The sequence below is a fragment of the Ralstonia sp. SET104 genome (assembly GCF_003851545.1).
In the GTDB taxonomy this organism is placed as follows: Bacteria; Pseudomonadota; Gammaproteobacteria; order Burkholderiales; family Burkholderiaceae; genus Ralstonia.
Genome location: NZ_BHVX01000020.1, coordinates 1 through 14,151, shown reverse-complemented (window position 1 = coordinate 14,151; position 14,151 = coordinate 1). Strand labels below are relative to the sequence as shown.

11 protein-coding genes are annotated in these 14,151 nt (G+C 63.9%); 7 read left to right on the top strand and 4 right to left on the bottom strand.

Annotated elements, in window-relative coordinates:
• Window positions 1-123 precede the first annotated feature (123 nt).
• Genes PSUB009319_RS20140 through PSUB009319_RS20125 form a run of 4 tightly spaced genes read left to right on the top strand, consistent with a single transcriptional unit; the run spans window position 124 to window position 6,778 of the window.
• Complete coding sequence (locus tag PSUB009319_RS20140) at window positions 124-1,683, top strand: efflux transporter outer membrane subunit (RefSeq protein WP_124383970.1); 1,560 nt, start codon at window positions 124-126, stop codon at window positions 1,681-1,683.
• Entirely contained in the window at window positions 1,680-2,852 is a 1,173-nt protein-coding gene (locus PSUB009319_RS20135) for an efflux RND transporter periplasmic adaptor subunit (RefSeq protein ID WP_124383969.1), read from the top strand. Before PSUB009319_RS20140 ends, PSUB009319_RS20135 begins: the two co-directional genes overlap by 4 nt.
• The gene (locus tag PSUB009319_RS20130) at window positions 2,849-5,950 is read left to right on the top strand and encodes an efflux RND transporter permease subunit (protein WP_124383968.1); all 3,102 of its coding nucleotides are present in this window, start codon (window positions 2,849-2,851) and stop codon (window positions 5,948-5,950) included. Before PSUB009319_RS20135 ends, PSUB009319_RS20130 begins: the two co-directional genes overlap by 4 nt.
• 42 nt (window positions 5,951-5,992) lie before the next feature.
• Entirely contained in the window at window positions 5,993-6,778 is a 786-nt protein-coding gene (locus PSUB009319_RS20125) for a crotonase/enoyl-CoA hydratase family protein (protein ID WP_124383967.1), read from the top strand.
• Between the two features lie 68 nt (window positions 6,779-6,846).
• On the opposite strand, the gene metE is transcribed toward PSUB009319_RS20125, so the two are convergent.
• Window positions 6,847-9,174, bottom strand: a complete 2,328-nt coding sequence (metE, locus tag PSUB009319_RS20120; RefSeq protein ID WP_124383966.1) for a 5-methyltetrahydropteroyltriglutamate--homocysteine S-methyltransferase — start codon at window positions 9,172-9,174, stop codon at window positions 6,847-6,849.
• Window positions 9,175-9,298: 124 nt separating this feature from the next.
• On the opposite strand from metE, the gene PSUB009319_RS20115 reads away from it, so the two are divergent.
• Entirely contained in the window at window positions 9,299-10,216 is a 918-nt protein-coding gene (locus PSUB009319_RS20115; RefSeq protein WP_124383965.1) for a LysR family transcriptional regulator, read from the top strand.
• Here PSUB009319_RS20115 and PSUB009319_RS20110 read toward each other — a convergent pair whose 3' ends face one another.
• Window positions 10,217-11,137 (bottom strand): LysR family transcriptional regulator, encoded by a 921-nt coding sequence (locus PSUB009319_RS20110; protein ID WP_124383964.1) that lies wholly within the window; start codon window positions 11,135-11,137, stop codon window positions 10,217-10,219.
• Between the two features lie 125 nt (window positions 11,138-11,262).
• Between PSUB009319_RS20110 and PSUB009319_RS20105 the strand changes: the two genes are divergently transcribed.
• The gene (locus tag PSUB009319_RS20105) at window positions 11,263-12,426 is read left to right on the top strand and encodes an acyl-CoA dehydrogenase family protein (protein WP_124383963.1); all 1,164 of its coding nucleotides are present in this window, start codon (window positions 11,263-11,265) and stop codon (window positions 12,424-12,426) included.
• On the opposite strand, the gene PSUB009319_RS20100 is transcribed toward PSUB009319_RS20105, so the two are convergent.
• Window positions 12,381-12,764: a hypothetical protein gene (locus PSUB009319_RS20100; protein ID WP_124383962.1), complete on the bottom strand. Its 384-nt coding sequence runs from the start codon at window positions 12,762-12,764 to the stop codon at window positions 12,381-12,383. The two genes, PSUB009319_RS20105 and PSUB009319_RS20100, sit on opposite strands and share 46 nt — an antisense overlap.
• A gap of 66 nt (window positions 12,765-12,830) precedes the next feature.
• Between PSUB009319_RS20100 and PSUB009319_RS22970 the strand changes: the two genes are divergently transcribed.
• Window positions 12,831-13,064, top strand: coding sequence for a hypothetical protein (locus PSUB009319_RS22970; RefSeq protein WP_185453512.1), 234 nt, complete (start codon window positions 12,831-12,833; stop codon window positions 13,062-13,064).
• Window positions 13,065-13,452: 388 nt separating this feature from the next.
• Here PSUB009319_RS22970 and PSUB009319_RS20090 read toward each other — a convergent pair whose 3' ends face one another.
• The gene (locus PSUB009319_RS20090) at window positions 13,453-13,641 is read right to left on the bottom strand and encodes a hypothetical protein (protein WP_124383960.1); all 189 of its coding nucleotides are present in this window, start codon (window positions 13,639-13,641) and stop codon (window positions 13,453-13,455) included.
• Window positions 13,642-14,151 lie beyond the last annotated feature (510 nt).

Genomic DNA, 14,151 nt, shown 5'->3' with positions numbered 1-14,151 from the left:
AGGCGGGTCTCTGAGCATCGCCTGACCGGCGGTCGACGGTGGGCTGAGCACCGAAGCGGGGCGAGTGTCTTGCGGACGCTTGACTGGGCATAATTCCGGTTGCGTTCCCGAAGGACACTTCCCATGAAGACAGGTCGACACGCCGGCAGCCGATGGCCCGGTGGCCCTGCCCGATATGCTTCGCTGGTGGCTGCCATGTTGTTGGCAGGCTGCGCGGTCGGGCCCGATTACCGCACGCCGCCGCTGAGCGGCACCGAAGCACCGCAAGGCTGGCATGCCACGCTTGCCCACCACGGCAGCCGCATAGCGCTTGCACGCTGGTGGGAGCAGTTTCACGATCCTGTGCTGACACAGTTAGTGGAGCAGGCGGACAGCACCAGCCCGACCATCGCGCAGGCCGTCGGCCGGGTGCGCGAGGCCCGCGCGAGCGTTTCCACCAGCCAGGCGGTGCTATTCCCACAACTGAAAGGCACGGGCTCCGCCACGCGGCAGGGTGGGTTTGGCGGCAGTCAGTTTGCGGGCGGCGGGTTGTCCGCTGGCGCGTTGAACCCAACGCTGGGGCTGGGCACGATCACCACCCTCGCGGCGCAGGCCGATGCGTCGTGGGAGATCGATCTCTTCGGCGGCAAGCGCCGCAGCCTGGAAGGCGCCGATGCGCGCCTGACCGCCAGCGAAGCCGATTGGCACGACGCCCGCGTCTTGCTCGCCGCCGAGGTCGCCAATGCCTACCTGCAGCAACGCGAGTGCGAGGCGCTGGTCGATATCGGTGCGGCAACGCTGTCGTCCCGGCAAGAAACGCTGCAACTGACCGAACGCAAATTCCGTGCGGGCTTTGTTGCTCCCGCCGATTACGCACAGGCGCAGGCCACTGTAGGTGATGCGGTCAATGCGCTGGAGGGCCAGCGCGCCCAATGCGCACAGGGCATCGACAAGCTCGTCATGCTCACCGGAATTGACCACGATGCGTTGAACGGATTGCTTGCAAGGGCCAGTGCGCAGATTCCCGCACCGCCCGACGCAGGTGTGCCGGACGTGCCAGCGCATGTGCTGTCGCAACGGCCGGATGTGTCATCTGCCGAACGGGCAGTGGCGGGCGCAAGCGCCGATATTGGCGTGGCCGTGGCGAGCCGTTTGCCGTCGATCACGCTGGCGGGTTCGATTGGCATCAATTCGTACCGCCTCGGCGGGCAATCGTTGACGAGCAAATCGTGGTCGTTCGGGCCGTCGGTGTCGTTACCGATCTTTGACGGTGGCACAGGCGCGGCGCGCGTGGAAACGGCGCGTGCACGCTATGACCAGGCGCTGGCCGGTTACCGCGGCAAGGTGCGCCAGGCCGTGCAGGAAGTGGAAGATGCGCTGGTGCGCCTGGATGCGTCTGACCGCCGGGTCGATGCGGCTACGACGGCCGATGCGCAATACGCAAAAGTACTGGAGGCTGCCAGCGCCCGCTACCGACTGGGTGCTGGCAGCCTGCTGCAACTGGAAGACGTGCGGCGTACGGCGTTGCAGGCTTCGCAATCCCTGGCGGCCGTGAAGCTCGAACGCGCGCAGGCGTGGGTGGCACTGTACAAGGCCGTCGGCGGCGGCTGGCGCGACGATGCCCCTCATCCTCATCCCGATATCCATACCAATACCACTGCACCGGCCGCACAGCGCCGCGCGCATACCGGAAACGCTTCATGACAGGACAACGTGTTTGGATGGCCGCGCTGGCGATGATGCTGGCCGCCGCGCTGGCGGCGTGCGGCAAATCCGCGCCCGAGAGCAAGGGCAAAGAACAGCAGCCTGCCAAGCCGGCGCTGGCCGTTAATGTTGCGCATCTGGCGCAGCATGTGTGGCCGCGTATCGCCACGGCCAGCGGCGCTGTGCAACCGTGGCAGGAAGCCAGCATTGGCGCCGAGGTCAACGGCCTGAAACTGGCAGAAGTGCGCGTCAACGTGGGCGATGTCGTCAAGCAAGGTCAATTGCTTGCACGCATGTCGGATGACACTGTGCGTGCCGATGTGGCCGCTCAACGCGCCAGCCTGGCTGAAGCGGAAGCCTCCGCCGCTCAGGCCGCCGGCGAGGCCCGCCGCGCGCATGAACTCGACAAGAGCGGCGCCATCAGCCAGCAGGATCTGATCCAGTACGACACGCAGGCCAAGACGGCCGCTGCCAAACTGGCTGCAGCACGCGCGCAGTTCGACAGCCAGCAACTGCGCTTGCGCTACACGCGGGTGGTTGCGCCGGACGATGGCGTGATCAGTGCCCGCACGGCAACCGTGGGCGCCGTGGTGTCATCCGGCACCGAACTCTTCAAGCTCATCCGCAAGAACCGGCTGGAATGGCGCGCCGAGATGCACGGTGACGTGCTCCCGCGCATCCAGCCCGGGCAGGCTGCACGCCTGCGCCGCATGGACGGCGGCGTGGTTAACGGCCGCGTGCGCCAGGTCGCGCCCACGGTGGATGCCAACACGCGCAATGGGCTCGTCTATGTTGATCTGCCGCCGGAAGCCGCCACGTCTGGCGTGAAGGCCGGCATGTACCTCTCAGGCGACGTGCTGTTGGGCGATGCCCCGGCCACGACGTTGCCCGAAACCGCCGTGTTCTCGCGCGACGGTTACGACTACGTGATGGTGATCGGCCAGCAAGGCCGCGTGCGCCAGACCAAGGTGACAGTCGGCCGCCGCCAGGACGGGCAAGTCGAGATCGTGCAGGGCGTCGGCGCAAATGATGGTGTGGTTGCCGCAGGCGCCGCCTTCCTCAGCGACGGGGATGTGGTGCGCGTGATAGCTGCTGGAGCAGTCGCTGGAGCAGCCTCAGCACCCGCCGCCCCAGCATCGACGCCCACAGCAGCCGGAGCCCAGCGATGAACTTCTCTGCCTGGGCGATCCGCAAGCCGATTCCGTCGATTCTGCTGTTCATCCTGATCACGGTGGCAGGGCTGGTGTCGTTCAAGATGCTGTCGATCCAGAACTTTCCGGACATCGACTTTCCTGCTGTTTCCGTGACGGCCAGCCTGCCGGGCGCCACGCCCACGCAGATGGAGACCGAAGTCACGCGCAAGATCGAAGACAGCATTGCCAGCATCGGCGCGATCAAGCACATCACGTCCACCATCAACGATGGCAGCTCGACCACGATGGTCGAGTTCCAGCTTGAAAAGGATGTGCAGGAAGCCGTGAACGACGTGCGCGATGCAGTCAGCCGCATCCGCGCGCAATTGCCGTCTGACGTGCAGGAGCCGGTCATCTCACGCGTGACGTTTGCCAGCCTGCCGGTGCTGACGTACGCCGTGCAAGCGAAGGATATGGACGCGGAGGACCTCTCCTGGTTTGTCGACAACACGGTCAACAAGCGGCTGTTGTCAGTGCATGGCGTGGCCAAGGTCACGCGCCAGGGCGGTGTGAACCGCGAAGTGCGCGTGCAGCTCGACCCCGTGCGCCTGCAGGCGTTGAACGTCTCGGCGGCGGACATCAGCGCGCAAGTGCGCGGCATGCAGCAGGAGGCGCCGGGCGGGCGCGGCAACATCGGCGGGCAGGAGCAGGCGGTGCGCACGCTGGGCACCGTCAAGAGCGCGCGCGAACTGGCGCAGATGGATATCCCACTGTCAGACGGACGGCGCATTCGCCTGTCGGATGTGGCCGATGTGCGCGACACGGCTGCCGAGCCGCGCCAGATGGCGCTGTTCGACGGCAAGGCGGTGGTGAGCTTCCAGGTGTTCCGATCTCGCGGCGCGAGCGAGGTGTCGGTCGCCAAGGGCGTGCGCGAGGCGATTGCCAGGCTGCAGGCCGAACGCCCCAACGTGCACGTGACCGAGGTCTACAACATGGTCAAGCCGGTGGCCGATTCGTACAAGGCGTCGATGGACGCGCTGTATGAAGGCGCCATCCTGGCAGTGATCGTGGTGTGGCTGTTCCTGCGCGATTGGCGGGCGACATTCGTGTCGGCCGTGGCGCTGCCGCTGTCGATCATCCCGACGTTTGCGGCCATGCAGTTGCTCGACTTCACGCTCAATGGCATCACGTTGCTGGCGCTCACGCTGGTGGTCGGGATTCTCGTCGACGATGCCATCGTGGAGGTGGAGAACATCGTGCGCCACCTGCGCAACGGCAAGAAGCCGCTGGAAGCCGCCATGGAAGCGGCGCAGGAGATCGGCCTGGCCGTCGTTGCGACGTCGCTCACGCTGGTGGCCGTGTTTCTGCCGACGGCTTTCATGGGCGGCATTTCGGGCAAGTTCTTCAAGCAGTTCGGGTGGACGGCGTCGCTGGCGGTGCTGGCGTCATTGCTGGTGGCGCGGTTGCTCACGCCCATGATGGCGGCCTACATGCTCAAGCCGCAGGACGAGCCCAACCGCGACGGCTGGATCATGACGCGCTACCTGCAGGCGGCGCGCTGGTGTCTTGTGCACCCGTGGAAGACGGGCGGCATGGCGGCGGCGTTCTTTGTCGTGTCGGTCGCCATCATCGGGTTGATTCCCGCGACGTTCCTGCCGCCCGAAGACTGGGCGCAACTGCAGATGACGGTGGAAAGCCCGCCCGGCAGCACGATCGCCCAGACGCGCGAGAACACCGAGCGCGTGCGCAAGATCGTGATGCAGCACAAGGAAGTCCGTCACGTCTATACGGCCATCGGCTCCGGCGTGATGGCCGGCGTGCCGGGCTCCAGCGGCGGCGAGGTGCGCAATGGCACGCTCACCATTTCGCTCACCGATCGGCATGACCGGCACATCAAGCAACAGGACGTGCAGCGCCAATTGCGCGAAATGCTGGAAGGCGTGCCGGGCGTGCGGATCTCGTTCGGCGCGGTGGGTTCTGGCGAGCAATTGCAGGTCGTGTTGACCGGCGATGACCCCGCCACGCTTCAGCAGGCTGCGCGCGATGTGATGCGCGATCTGCGAACAGTGCCGGGGCTCGGTGCAGTGACTTCGTCAGCGAGTCTGCTGCGGCCCGAGATCGTCATCCGCCCGGATTTTGCGCGCGCCGCGCAGCAGGGCGTGACGGCTGCCGCCATCGGTCAGGCCGTGCGCGTGGCCACCGCCGGCGACTATGACGTCAACCTGCCGAAGCTGAACCTGCCCGAGCGGCAGGTGTACATCCGCGTTGAGCTTGATCCGAAGGCGCGCAACCAGATCGACACGATCCGCCAGTTGCGCGTGCCGGGCCGCAACGGCGCGGTGCCGCTGGAGAACATCGCCGACATCTCCATCGCCAGCGGCCCCGCGCAAATCGACCGCTATGACCGCAGCCGCAACGTCACCATCAGCGTAGGGCTGGAGGGCCGCGCGCTGGGCGAAACCAACATGGCGGTGGAAGCATTGCCGTCTATCAAGAACCTGCCGCAAGGCGTGCGCCGTATCGCCTCGGGCGATGTGGAGGGCATGCAGGAGCTGTTCAGCAGCTTCTTCCTTGCCATGTTTGCCGGCGTGCTGTGCGTGTATGCGGTGCTCGTGCTGCTGTTCCACGATTTCACGCAGCCGGTGACGATTCTGGCGGCGCTGCCGCTGTCGGTTGGCGGGGCGTTTGGGCTGCTGGCGCTGTTTGGTTTCAGCTTGTCGCTGCCGGCGCTCATTGGTTTGTTGATGCTGATGGGCATCGTGACCAAGAACTCGATCCTGCTGGTGGAATACGCCATCGTCGCGCGGCGTGATCTGGGCATGTCGCGCACCGAGGCCATCATTGATGCTTGCCACAAGCGCGCACGCCCCATCGTCATGACCACGGTGGCCATGACGGCCGGCATGGTGCCGATGGCGCTTGGCCTGGAGGGCGATGCGGGTTTCCGCGCGCCGATGGCCGTGGCGGTGATCGGCGGCCTGCTGACCTCCACGCTGCTGAGCTTGCTGGTGGTGCCGGTGGTGTTCGAGAAGGTGGATGACTTCAAGAAATGGACGTTGCGCAAGTTGCGTGGCGTGCGTCATCACGGGCACAAGGTGGAACCTGCATCGGATCACGGTCCACACCAGGTGTAGCATCGGGCGGTCTGTCAACGTACCGCGCTGCGGAGACCGCTCATGCCCGATGCCGTGCTGTTCCAGACCGATGGCCCGGTCTGCACCATCCTGCTCAATCGGCCCGACTGCCGCAATGCGGTGGATGGGCCAACCGCTGCCGCATTGCTAGGCGCATTCCAGCGTTTCGAAGCTGACGATGCGCTGCGCGTTGCCGTGCTCGGCGGCACGGGCGGCCACTTCTGCGCTGGCGCCGATCTGACGGCCATTGGCGATCCAGCCCGACGCAATCATCTCGACCCCGATGGCAGTGTGCCTGGCCCGATGGGGCCGTCGCGCATGGCGCTGTCCAAGCCGCTCATCGCCGCGGTGAGCGGCTATGCCGTGGCGGGCGGGCTGGAGCTTGCGCTGCTCGCCGATTTGCGAGTGGTGGAGCGCGACGCCGTGTTCGGTGTGTTTTGTCGCCGCTGGGGGGTTCCGCTCATCGACGGTGGCACGGTGCGCTTGCCGCGCATTGTCGGCATGGGCCGCGCGCTCGACATGATCCTGACCGGCCGCGCTGTGCCTGCTGACGAGGCGCTCGCCATGGGGCTTGCCAATCGGCTGGTCGAATCCGGTGAATCGCTTGCGGTTGCACAACAGTTGGCACGGGGCCTTGCCGCGTTTGCGCAGCAATGCATGCTGGCCGATCGGGCATCGGCCTATGCGCAGTGGAATCTGCCATTGGGCGAGGCGTTGCGACAGGAAGGTGCACGCGGCACGCCCATGGTGTTTGCCGAAGGGTTGGAGGGTGCTGCGCGGTTTGCCGGTGGCGCTGGCCGGCATGGAAAGGCGGACACCTCTACTTGAGCGCGCATGAGAAAACGCCAACCGGCTTGCGTCGGTTGGCGTTATTTTTTTTGTGCTGCCGATGCGGCTTAAGCCGTGGTGGTTTCAGTTTCAGCCTGGGCAGCCTTGCTGCCTGCGTGCTGCACCTTCGCATGCTTTGCACGCAACCGGCGCGTGGCTTCCACCATGCCTTGCAGCGCTGTTTCCACTTCCGGCCAGCCGCGCGTCTTCAGGCCGCAGTCGGGGTTCACCCACAGGCGCTGCACCGGCACCACCTGCGCAGCCTTGTCCAGCAGCGCTTCCATCTCTTCCACGCGCGGCACGCGTGGCGAGTGGATGTCGTACACGCCGGGGCCGATCTCGTTGGGGTAGGCAAACTCGCCAAACGCATCGAGCAGTTCCATGTTCGAGCGCGACGTCTCGATGGTGATCACGTCTGCATCCATTGACGCGATGGCCGGCAGGATGTCGTTGAACTCCGAATAGCACATGTGCGTGTGGATCTGCGTGTCGTTGCGCACGCCCGAGGCCGACACGCGGAACGCACGCGCTGCCCATTCCAGGTAGCCCGGCACGTCAGAAGCGCGCAGCGGCAGACCTTCGCGGAAGGCCGGTTCGTCGATCTGGATGGCGGCAATCCCGGCCGCTTCCAGATCGCACACCTCATCGCGCAGTGCCAGAGCGATCTGCAGCGCAGTCTGCTCGCGCGGCTGGTCATCGCGCACGAAAGACCATTGCAGCATGGTCACGGGACCAGTCAACATGCCCTTCATCGGCTTGGCCGTCAGGCTCTGCGCGTATTTGGACCACTCGACCGTCATCGGTTCCGGGCGGTACACATCGCCGTAGATGATGGGCGGCTTCACGCAGCGCGAACCGTAGCTCTGCACCCAGCCGTTGGCGGTGAAGGCGTAGCCCCACAGCAGCTCGCCGAAGTATTCAACCATGTCGTTGCGCTCGGCTTCACCGTGCACGAGCATGTCGAGGCCCAGTGCTTCCTGGCGACGCACAACGTCGGTGATTTCAGCGCGCATGCGTTGCAGGTAATCCAGCGCGGGCAAGTCACCGCGCTTGTGCTGTGCGCGTGCCTGGCGAATCTCGGCCGTCTGCGGGAACGAGCCAATGGTGGTGGTCGGCAGCAACGGCAGGTTCAGGCGCGCTTGCTGCGCTTCGGCGCGGGCCACGTAGGGCGCGGCGCGGTCGGCATCTTCTGCACGGATGGCGGCCACGCGTTTCTTGACGCTGGCGTTGTGCACGCGGCGCGATTCCGTGCGCGAGGCGATGGCGGCACGGTTGTCATCGAGCGCCTTCTGCACGGCAGCGGGGCCTTCAGCCAGCGCGCGCTTGAGAGTCGCCAGCTCGTCCAGCTTCTGGCGGGCAAAGGCCAGCCAGCCCTTGAGTTCGTCGTCCAGCTTGGTTTCGGCAGACAAGTCCACCGGCACGTGCAGCAGGGAACAGCTCGGTGCGACCCATAGCCGATCGCCAAAGGTTTCGGCCAGCGGGGCCACGCGTTCCAGCGCGCGTGCAAGGTCTGAGCGCCAGATATTGCGGCCATCCACCACGCCAACCGAGAGCACCTTGTCTGCCGGCCACGGTGCGAAGGCGTCAAGCTGTTCTGGCGCCCGCACAAGATCCAGATGCACGCCGTTGACCGGCAGCGACTTGATCAGCGCCGCATGGTGCGACGCCGCTTCAAAGTACGTGGCGAGCAGCAGCTTGGGGCCCTTGGCGGCAGCCAGCGCTTGGTAGGCGGGGGCGAATGCATCTGCCCAGGCTTGCGGCAGATCCAGCACCAGAGCGGGCTCGTCGATCTGTACCCATTCCACGTTCAGTGCGGCCAGGCGCTGCAGCACAGTCGTGTAAGCCTGCAGCACTTGCGGCAGCAGTGCGAGCTTGTCGGTCAAGCCGTTGCGCGCCTTGGCCAGATGCAGGAACGTGACCGGCCCGACCAGCGCGACCTTCACGCGGTGCCCCGCGCCGTGGGCTTCGCGCACCTCATCGAACAGCCATTCGGTGCCCGGGCCAAAGTGCAGGTCCGGCGTGAGTTCGGGCACGAGGTAGTGGTAGTTGGTGTCGAACCACTTCGTCATCTCCATGGCTGCGTGGTCGGCATTGCCGCGCGCCAGCACGAACGATTGCGCCAGCGTCAGTTGTGCCGCGTCAAAGCCATAGCGCGTGGGGATGGCGCCGAGCAGGGCGGCCGTCTGCAGCACCTGGTCGTACCAGGCGAAGTCGCCCACGGTCACGAAATCCAGCCCGGCGTCGCGCTGGGCAGCCCAGTGGCGCTCGCGCAACGCGCGGCCGGTGGCGCGCAGGTCGTCTTCGGACGAGGCACCCTTCCAGAACGATTCGAGGGCGATCTTCAGCTCGCGTTGTGCGCCGATGCGCGGGTAGCCGAGGGTGTGGATGGTGGTCATAGTCTTCGCAGCAGAGGCCATTCGTTTTTGAGTTCTGCGATGATGGGCGACACTTGATCATGAATCAAATGATATTATTTTCGATAACGTTGAATGAGATTCATATTTCAAAAATCGTACGAACATGCTTGAAATCCGTCATCTACGCACGCTGATCGCCCTAGCCGATGGGGGCTCCGTGTCGCGCGCCGCCGAGCGGCTGCATCTGACGCAATCAGCGCTGTCACACCAATTGCGCGCGCTGGAATCGCATTACGGGCTGGCCGTGGTGCGCCGCAAGGGGCAGACGGTGGAATTGACCGAAGCAGGTGAGCGACTGCTCGAACTTGCGCAAAAGGTCGTCGCCGACATCCAGACCGCCGAGCGCGATCTGGAGCGCATCAAGGGCCGTGCGGCCGGCACGCTGCGTATTGCGCTTGAATGCCACACCTGCTTCGACTGGCTGATGCCCGTGATGGATGCTTTCCGCCAGCGCTGGCCCGAGGTGGAGATGGATCTCGTTTCCGGCTTCCATACCGATCCGCTCGCGTTGCTCAAGGACGGCCGCGCCGACGTCATCATTGGCTCTGACGCCAAGATGCGCCGGGGCGTGGTGTTCGCGCCGCTGTTCCGCTTCGAGATCCTGGCCGTGCTGCCGGTTGACCACGCGCTGCGCAACAAGAAGTGGCTGGACGCGAAGGACTTTACCGATCAGACGCTCATCACGTATCCCGTGCCGGAAGAGCGCATCGATTTGATCCGGCAGGTGCTGACACCCGCCGGGATCGCATTCAACCGCCGCACGGCCGAGCTGACCATCGCCGTGCTGCAACTCGTTGCCAGCCGCCGCGGGCTGGCCGCGCTGCCGAGCTGGGGCATCAGGAACTACGTCGACTACGAATACGTGGTGGCCAAGCGCGTTGGCAAAGAAGGCGTGTGGAGTGATCTGTACGCGGCCATGACGCGCGACTATGCGCAGGCGCCATTTGCGCAGGACTTTATTGAGACGGCAAAGTCGATCTGCTTTGCGCAGTTGCCGGGGTTGATGCCGCTGGAGGCGTAGTCACCCGCGTTCCTTCATGGGCAAGCGTGGCAGCTTGCCTTGCAACCCGTCTTTCAGAAAGTCCAGAAGATGCCGCGTTGCGAGCGTGCGATAGCGGCTGGGCATTGCCAGCATATAAAGCCGGCTACCAAACACGCTGAACCGATACCCCGGCAGCACAAGCTTGACATGCCCTTCACGCAAATCTTCCGCAGCGGCGTAGTAGGGCAGGATGCCCAGCCCATTGCCGGCGCGCACGGCGGCTTGCAGGAACAGGTAGCTGTGGGAGGAAACGCCCGGATCAAGCGTGACGACCTCGCGCTCATCGCCTGATTGGGCGGATAGTCGCAGAGGTTGCCCGTCGGCGGGCGCGCTGACGATGGTGTGGTTGACCAGCGCATCGATCGACTTCGGCACACCGTGCGCAGCCAGATAATCCGGTGCCGCGCACAGCACCCAGTCCACCTCATCGATGAACGTTGCCACGAGTGATTCCGGCGGATTCGACACGATGCGCAGTGCCACATCCACGTCCTCGCCAATCAGGTCGGACACGCGGTTGTCGAATCGCACATCCAGGCGGATGTCCGGATACGCGCGTTTGAACGCCACCAGCAGCGGCGATATCAGCAAGTGCCCCAGCCCTGTGGGCACCGACAGCCGCACGCTGCCCTGCAGCGATTTGCCCAGCGACGACACCAGCGCATCGGCGGCGGCCATCTCGCGCAGGATGCTGCGGCCGTGTTCATAGATGCCCGCGCCCACCTCGGTGGGCTCCACGCGGCGCGTGGTCCGGCGCAGCAACTGGACGCCCAGCGCGCGCTCGAATGCCTTGAGCCGATGGCTCACGTTGGAGCGCGTGGTCTGCAACCGGCGTGCCGCGGCAGACAGATTGCCCGCATCGACGATTTCGACGAACAGCTTGAGTGCATTCAGGTCCATATCGGCGCCATCCCGGCTTGCCACATTGGTGAAATGGATTCGACATTCTGTTGATGCGGGCCAAGATTGTCAAAACACGGCAACCCGGTAACATCTTCGGGAAAATCCCACAGGAGCTAAGCGACATGGCGCTCGACGACGAATCCTTCAGCCTGCTGCAACAATCGGTGCAGCGCTTCATCCGGGAACGGCTCGTGCCGGCGGAGAACATCCTCGAAGAAGAGGATGACGTGCCCGCCGAGATCGTCGCCGACATGAAAGAGATGGGCCTGTTCGGCCTGTCGATTCCGGAGGAATACGGCGGCATTGGCCTGGCAATGGCGCAGGAATGCGAGGTGGTGTATGACCTCGGGCACACGGCGCTGGCGTTCCGCTCCGTGTTTGGCACCAACGTCGGCATCGGCTCGCAGGGCATCCTGATGGACGGCACCGATGCGCAGAAGGCCAATTACCTGCCGCGCATCGCCAGCGGCGAGCTGGTCATCTCGTTCGCGCTGACAGAACCGAACGCAGGTTCGGACGCGGCATCGCTGCAGACGCGTGCCACGCTGGATGGCGATCACTACGTCATCAATGGCACCAAGCGTTTCATTACCAACGCGCCGCGCGCCGGGGCCTTTACGCTGATGGCGCGTACGGGCGGTGAGGGCGCCGGTGGTATTTCGGCTTTTATCGTGCCGGCCGATACGCCGGGCATCACGCTCGGCAAGCCGGACAAGAAGATGGGCCAGCGCGGCACCAAAACGTGTGATGTGATGCTCGACAACGTGCGTGTGCCGGCGGCCAACATCATTGGCGGCGTGCCCGGGCAGGGCTTCAAGACAGCGATGAAGGTGCTGGACCGGGGGCGCCTGCATATCTCGGCACTTGCGTGCGGGATGGCGCACCGGCTCATTACCGATGCAGTTGCCTATGCCAAGGAACGCAAGCAGTTCGGCCAGCCGATCTCCGACTTCCAGCTCATTCAAGCCATGCTGGCCGATAGCCAAGCGGAGTTGTACGCCGGCATGTCGATGGTGCGCGACTGTGCGCGGCGCTACGACGCCAAGCCGATGGCCAGGCAGGATCACGAAGTCAGCATGCTGGCCTCGTGCACCAAGATGTTCTGTACCGAGATGGTCGGCCGGGTGGCGGACCGCGCCGTGCAGATTCACGGCGGCGCGGGCTACATTGCCGAATACAAGGCCGAGCGCTTTTACCGCGATGTGCGCCTGCTGCGCCTGTACGAGGGCACCACGCAGATTCAGCAGCTCATCATCGCGAAGAACCTGCTGCGCGACGACCGCTGAGTGCGCATCGCCATCGCCAACCAAAACCGGGCTGCATGCCCGGTTTTTTGTGCCTGCGCGGCATTATGGCGAAGTGAACTTTTGAGCGATCGGCTCCAGGGTGCGCCCGGTGTTGTTTTGAAAAGCCCTTGTTGGAGAACGTGACAATGATCAGGGCGCTTGATTCTAATGCGGGTATTCTCGCGTTCTTGCGGAAACGCGCTATCGCCCCATCGGATATTGACCGACGCGCTCGGATGCCGCGCTTTCCCGCGATGAGTCGAGAAGCTGAAAATCCAGGCTTCTTGGCCGTCTTCTGCAAGCACTGATTTGGCGCGCTGGAACGTCAAGGCACGCATTCAAAGTGCTCGCTCCAAACGCCTTTGCCGATGTAGCTTACGCACATCGCATCCACGCATTTCCCCGTGGTTGCATCGGCCTCCCTGCATCTCTCGATCACGACACTTCCAGGGGTTGCTGCAACCGCGTTTTTGGCATTGGCAGGCGGGCTTACGGCAGATTGGGCCGCAGATGGAGCCGCAGGTGGGGCTTCGGTGGTCTTGGCCAACATCGTGCTGGCGCTCATCGACGCAACAACAGGTGCCGATTCACTGCAACCCAGCAAGGCTAATCCCATCACCAACATGGTGAATGGGTGAAAGTATGAATGTGTAGACATACCGGCCCCCAATCAATGACTGCCAGAGCACCAGATAATCCAGGCAAGCCGGAAGAAGTGGGTGTCCGCGCTTTCCTTACTCACTATATTTCATAATTTAAAGATGCGCGATGCCGTTCGAATTGCCGCAAATTTGATTCATTTGTTAAACACTGAGTGTAATTTTTATGAGTCAATTTTTTGATCAGGCAAAAAACGGATCATTAATGGCGCTTATTGACCTGGCTTTGGCCTCAGAGCGCGCTGCGGCGCTGTGCTTTTCAGGGCGGTTTTTTCGGGCAAGGGGTGGGCAAGCACAGACGCGGGGGAGCCACCGATGCTGCAACATCGGTATGGCCGAAGCCATGCACGCTGGCTTGCCCATAAGGTCAGCGTTGTTGGTCCTGATGTTTTTGCTTGCGGGCAGGCGGGTCGTCAGGCGTCTTGTTGGTTCGCCCGGCCTGCAAACACGTGTAGACGATGCGGATGAACGCGCGTGCAGCGTGTGCGCCTTGCTGGTATGCGTGGCTTGTTTCGCAAGCGGGGAAGTCGGAAGAGTCGGCGGGTAAGCGGGTCATCGGGCTTTCCTTTCATGTGATGAATGGAAGCGCGCCCAACCCTGGGGGAGGGTGGGCGAGCACAGGCAAGCTGGAAACCCGAGAGATGGCAATCGGTACGGCCGAAGCCGTTCAAGCCTGGCCCGCCCCAAGAGGGAGACGAAGCCAAGCCATAGCGGTTGAGGGCAAAGCACCTATGCTCGGCACTTGCCCCGCCATCTCCAAGGGTTTCCAGACCTTGACCACTTTCTCTATGGCACGAAAGCGATGGCGCCGAGTGTAATGACCGCTGCTTCGTCAGAGCGAAGTTGTCACTATAAATCACAATTTGGCGGGGCTCATCCGAGGGCTGCCGGGGCCTGCGGTCGGGGCATTTTGGTTGTTATCTTGGTGGTCCATCCCTTGTTTCATCTCCTGCCGGGGCTGAATTACTTTTCTTTGTCTTGCCAAAGAAAGTCAGCAAAGAAAGGGTTCTTCGAACAATTCCGTGGGCCTGAATTGCCACATTCCGTATGCTGACGCCGACTAGGA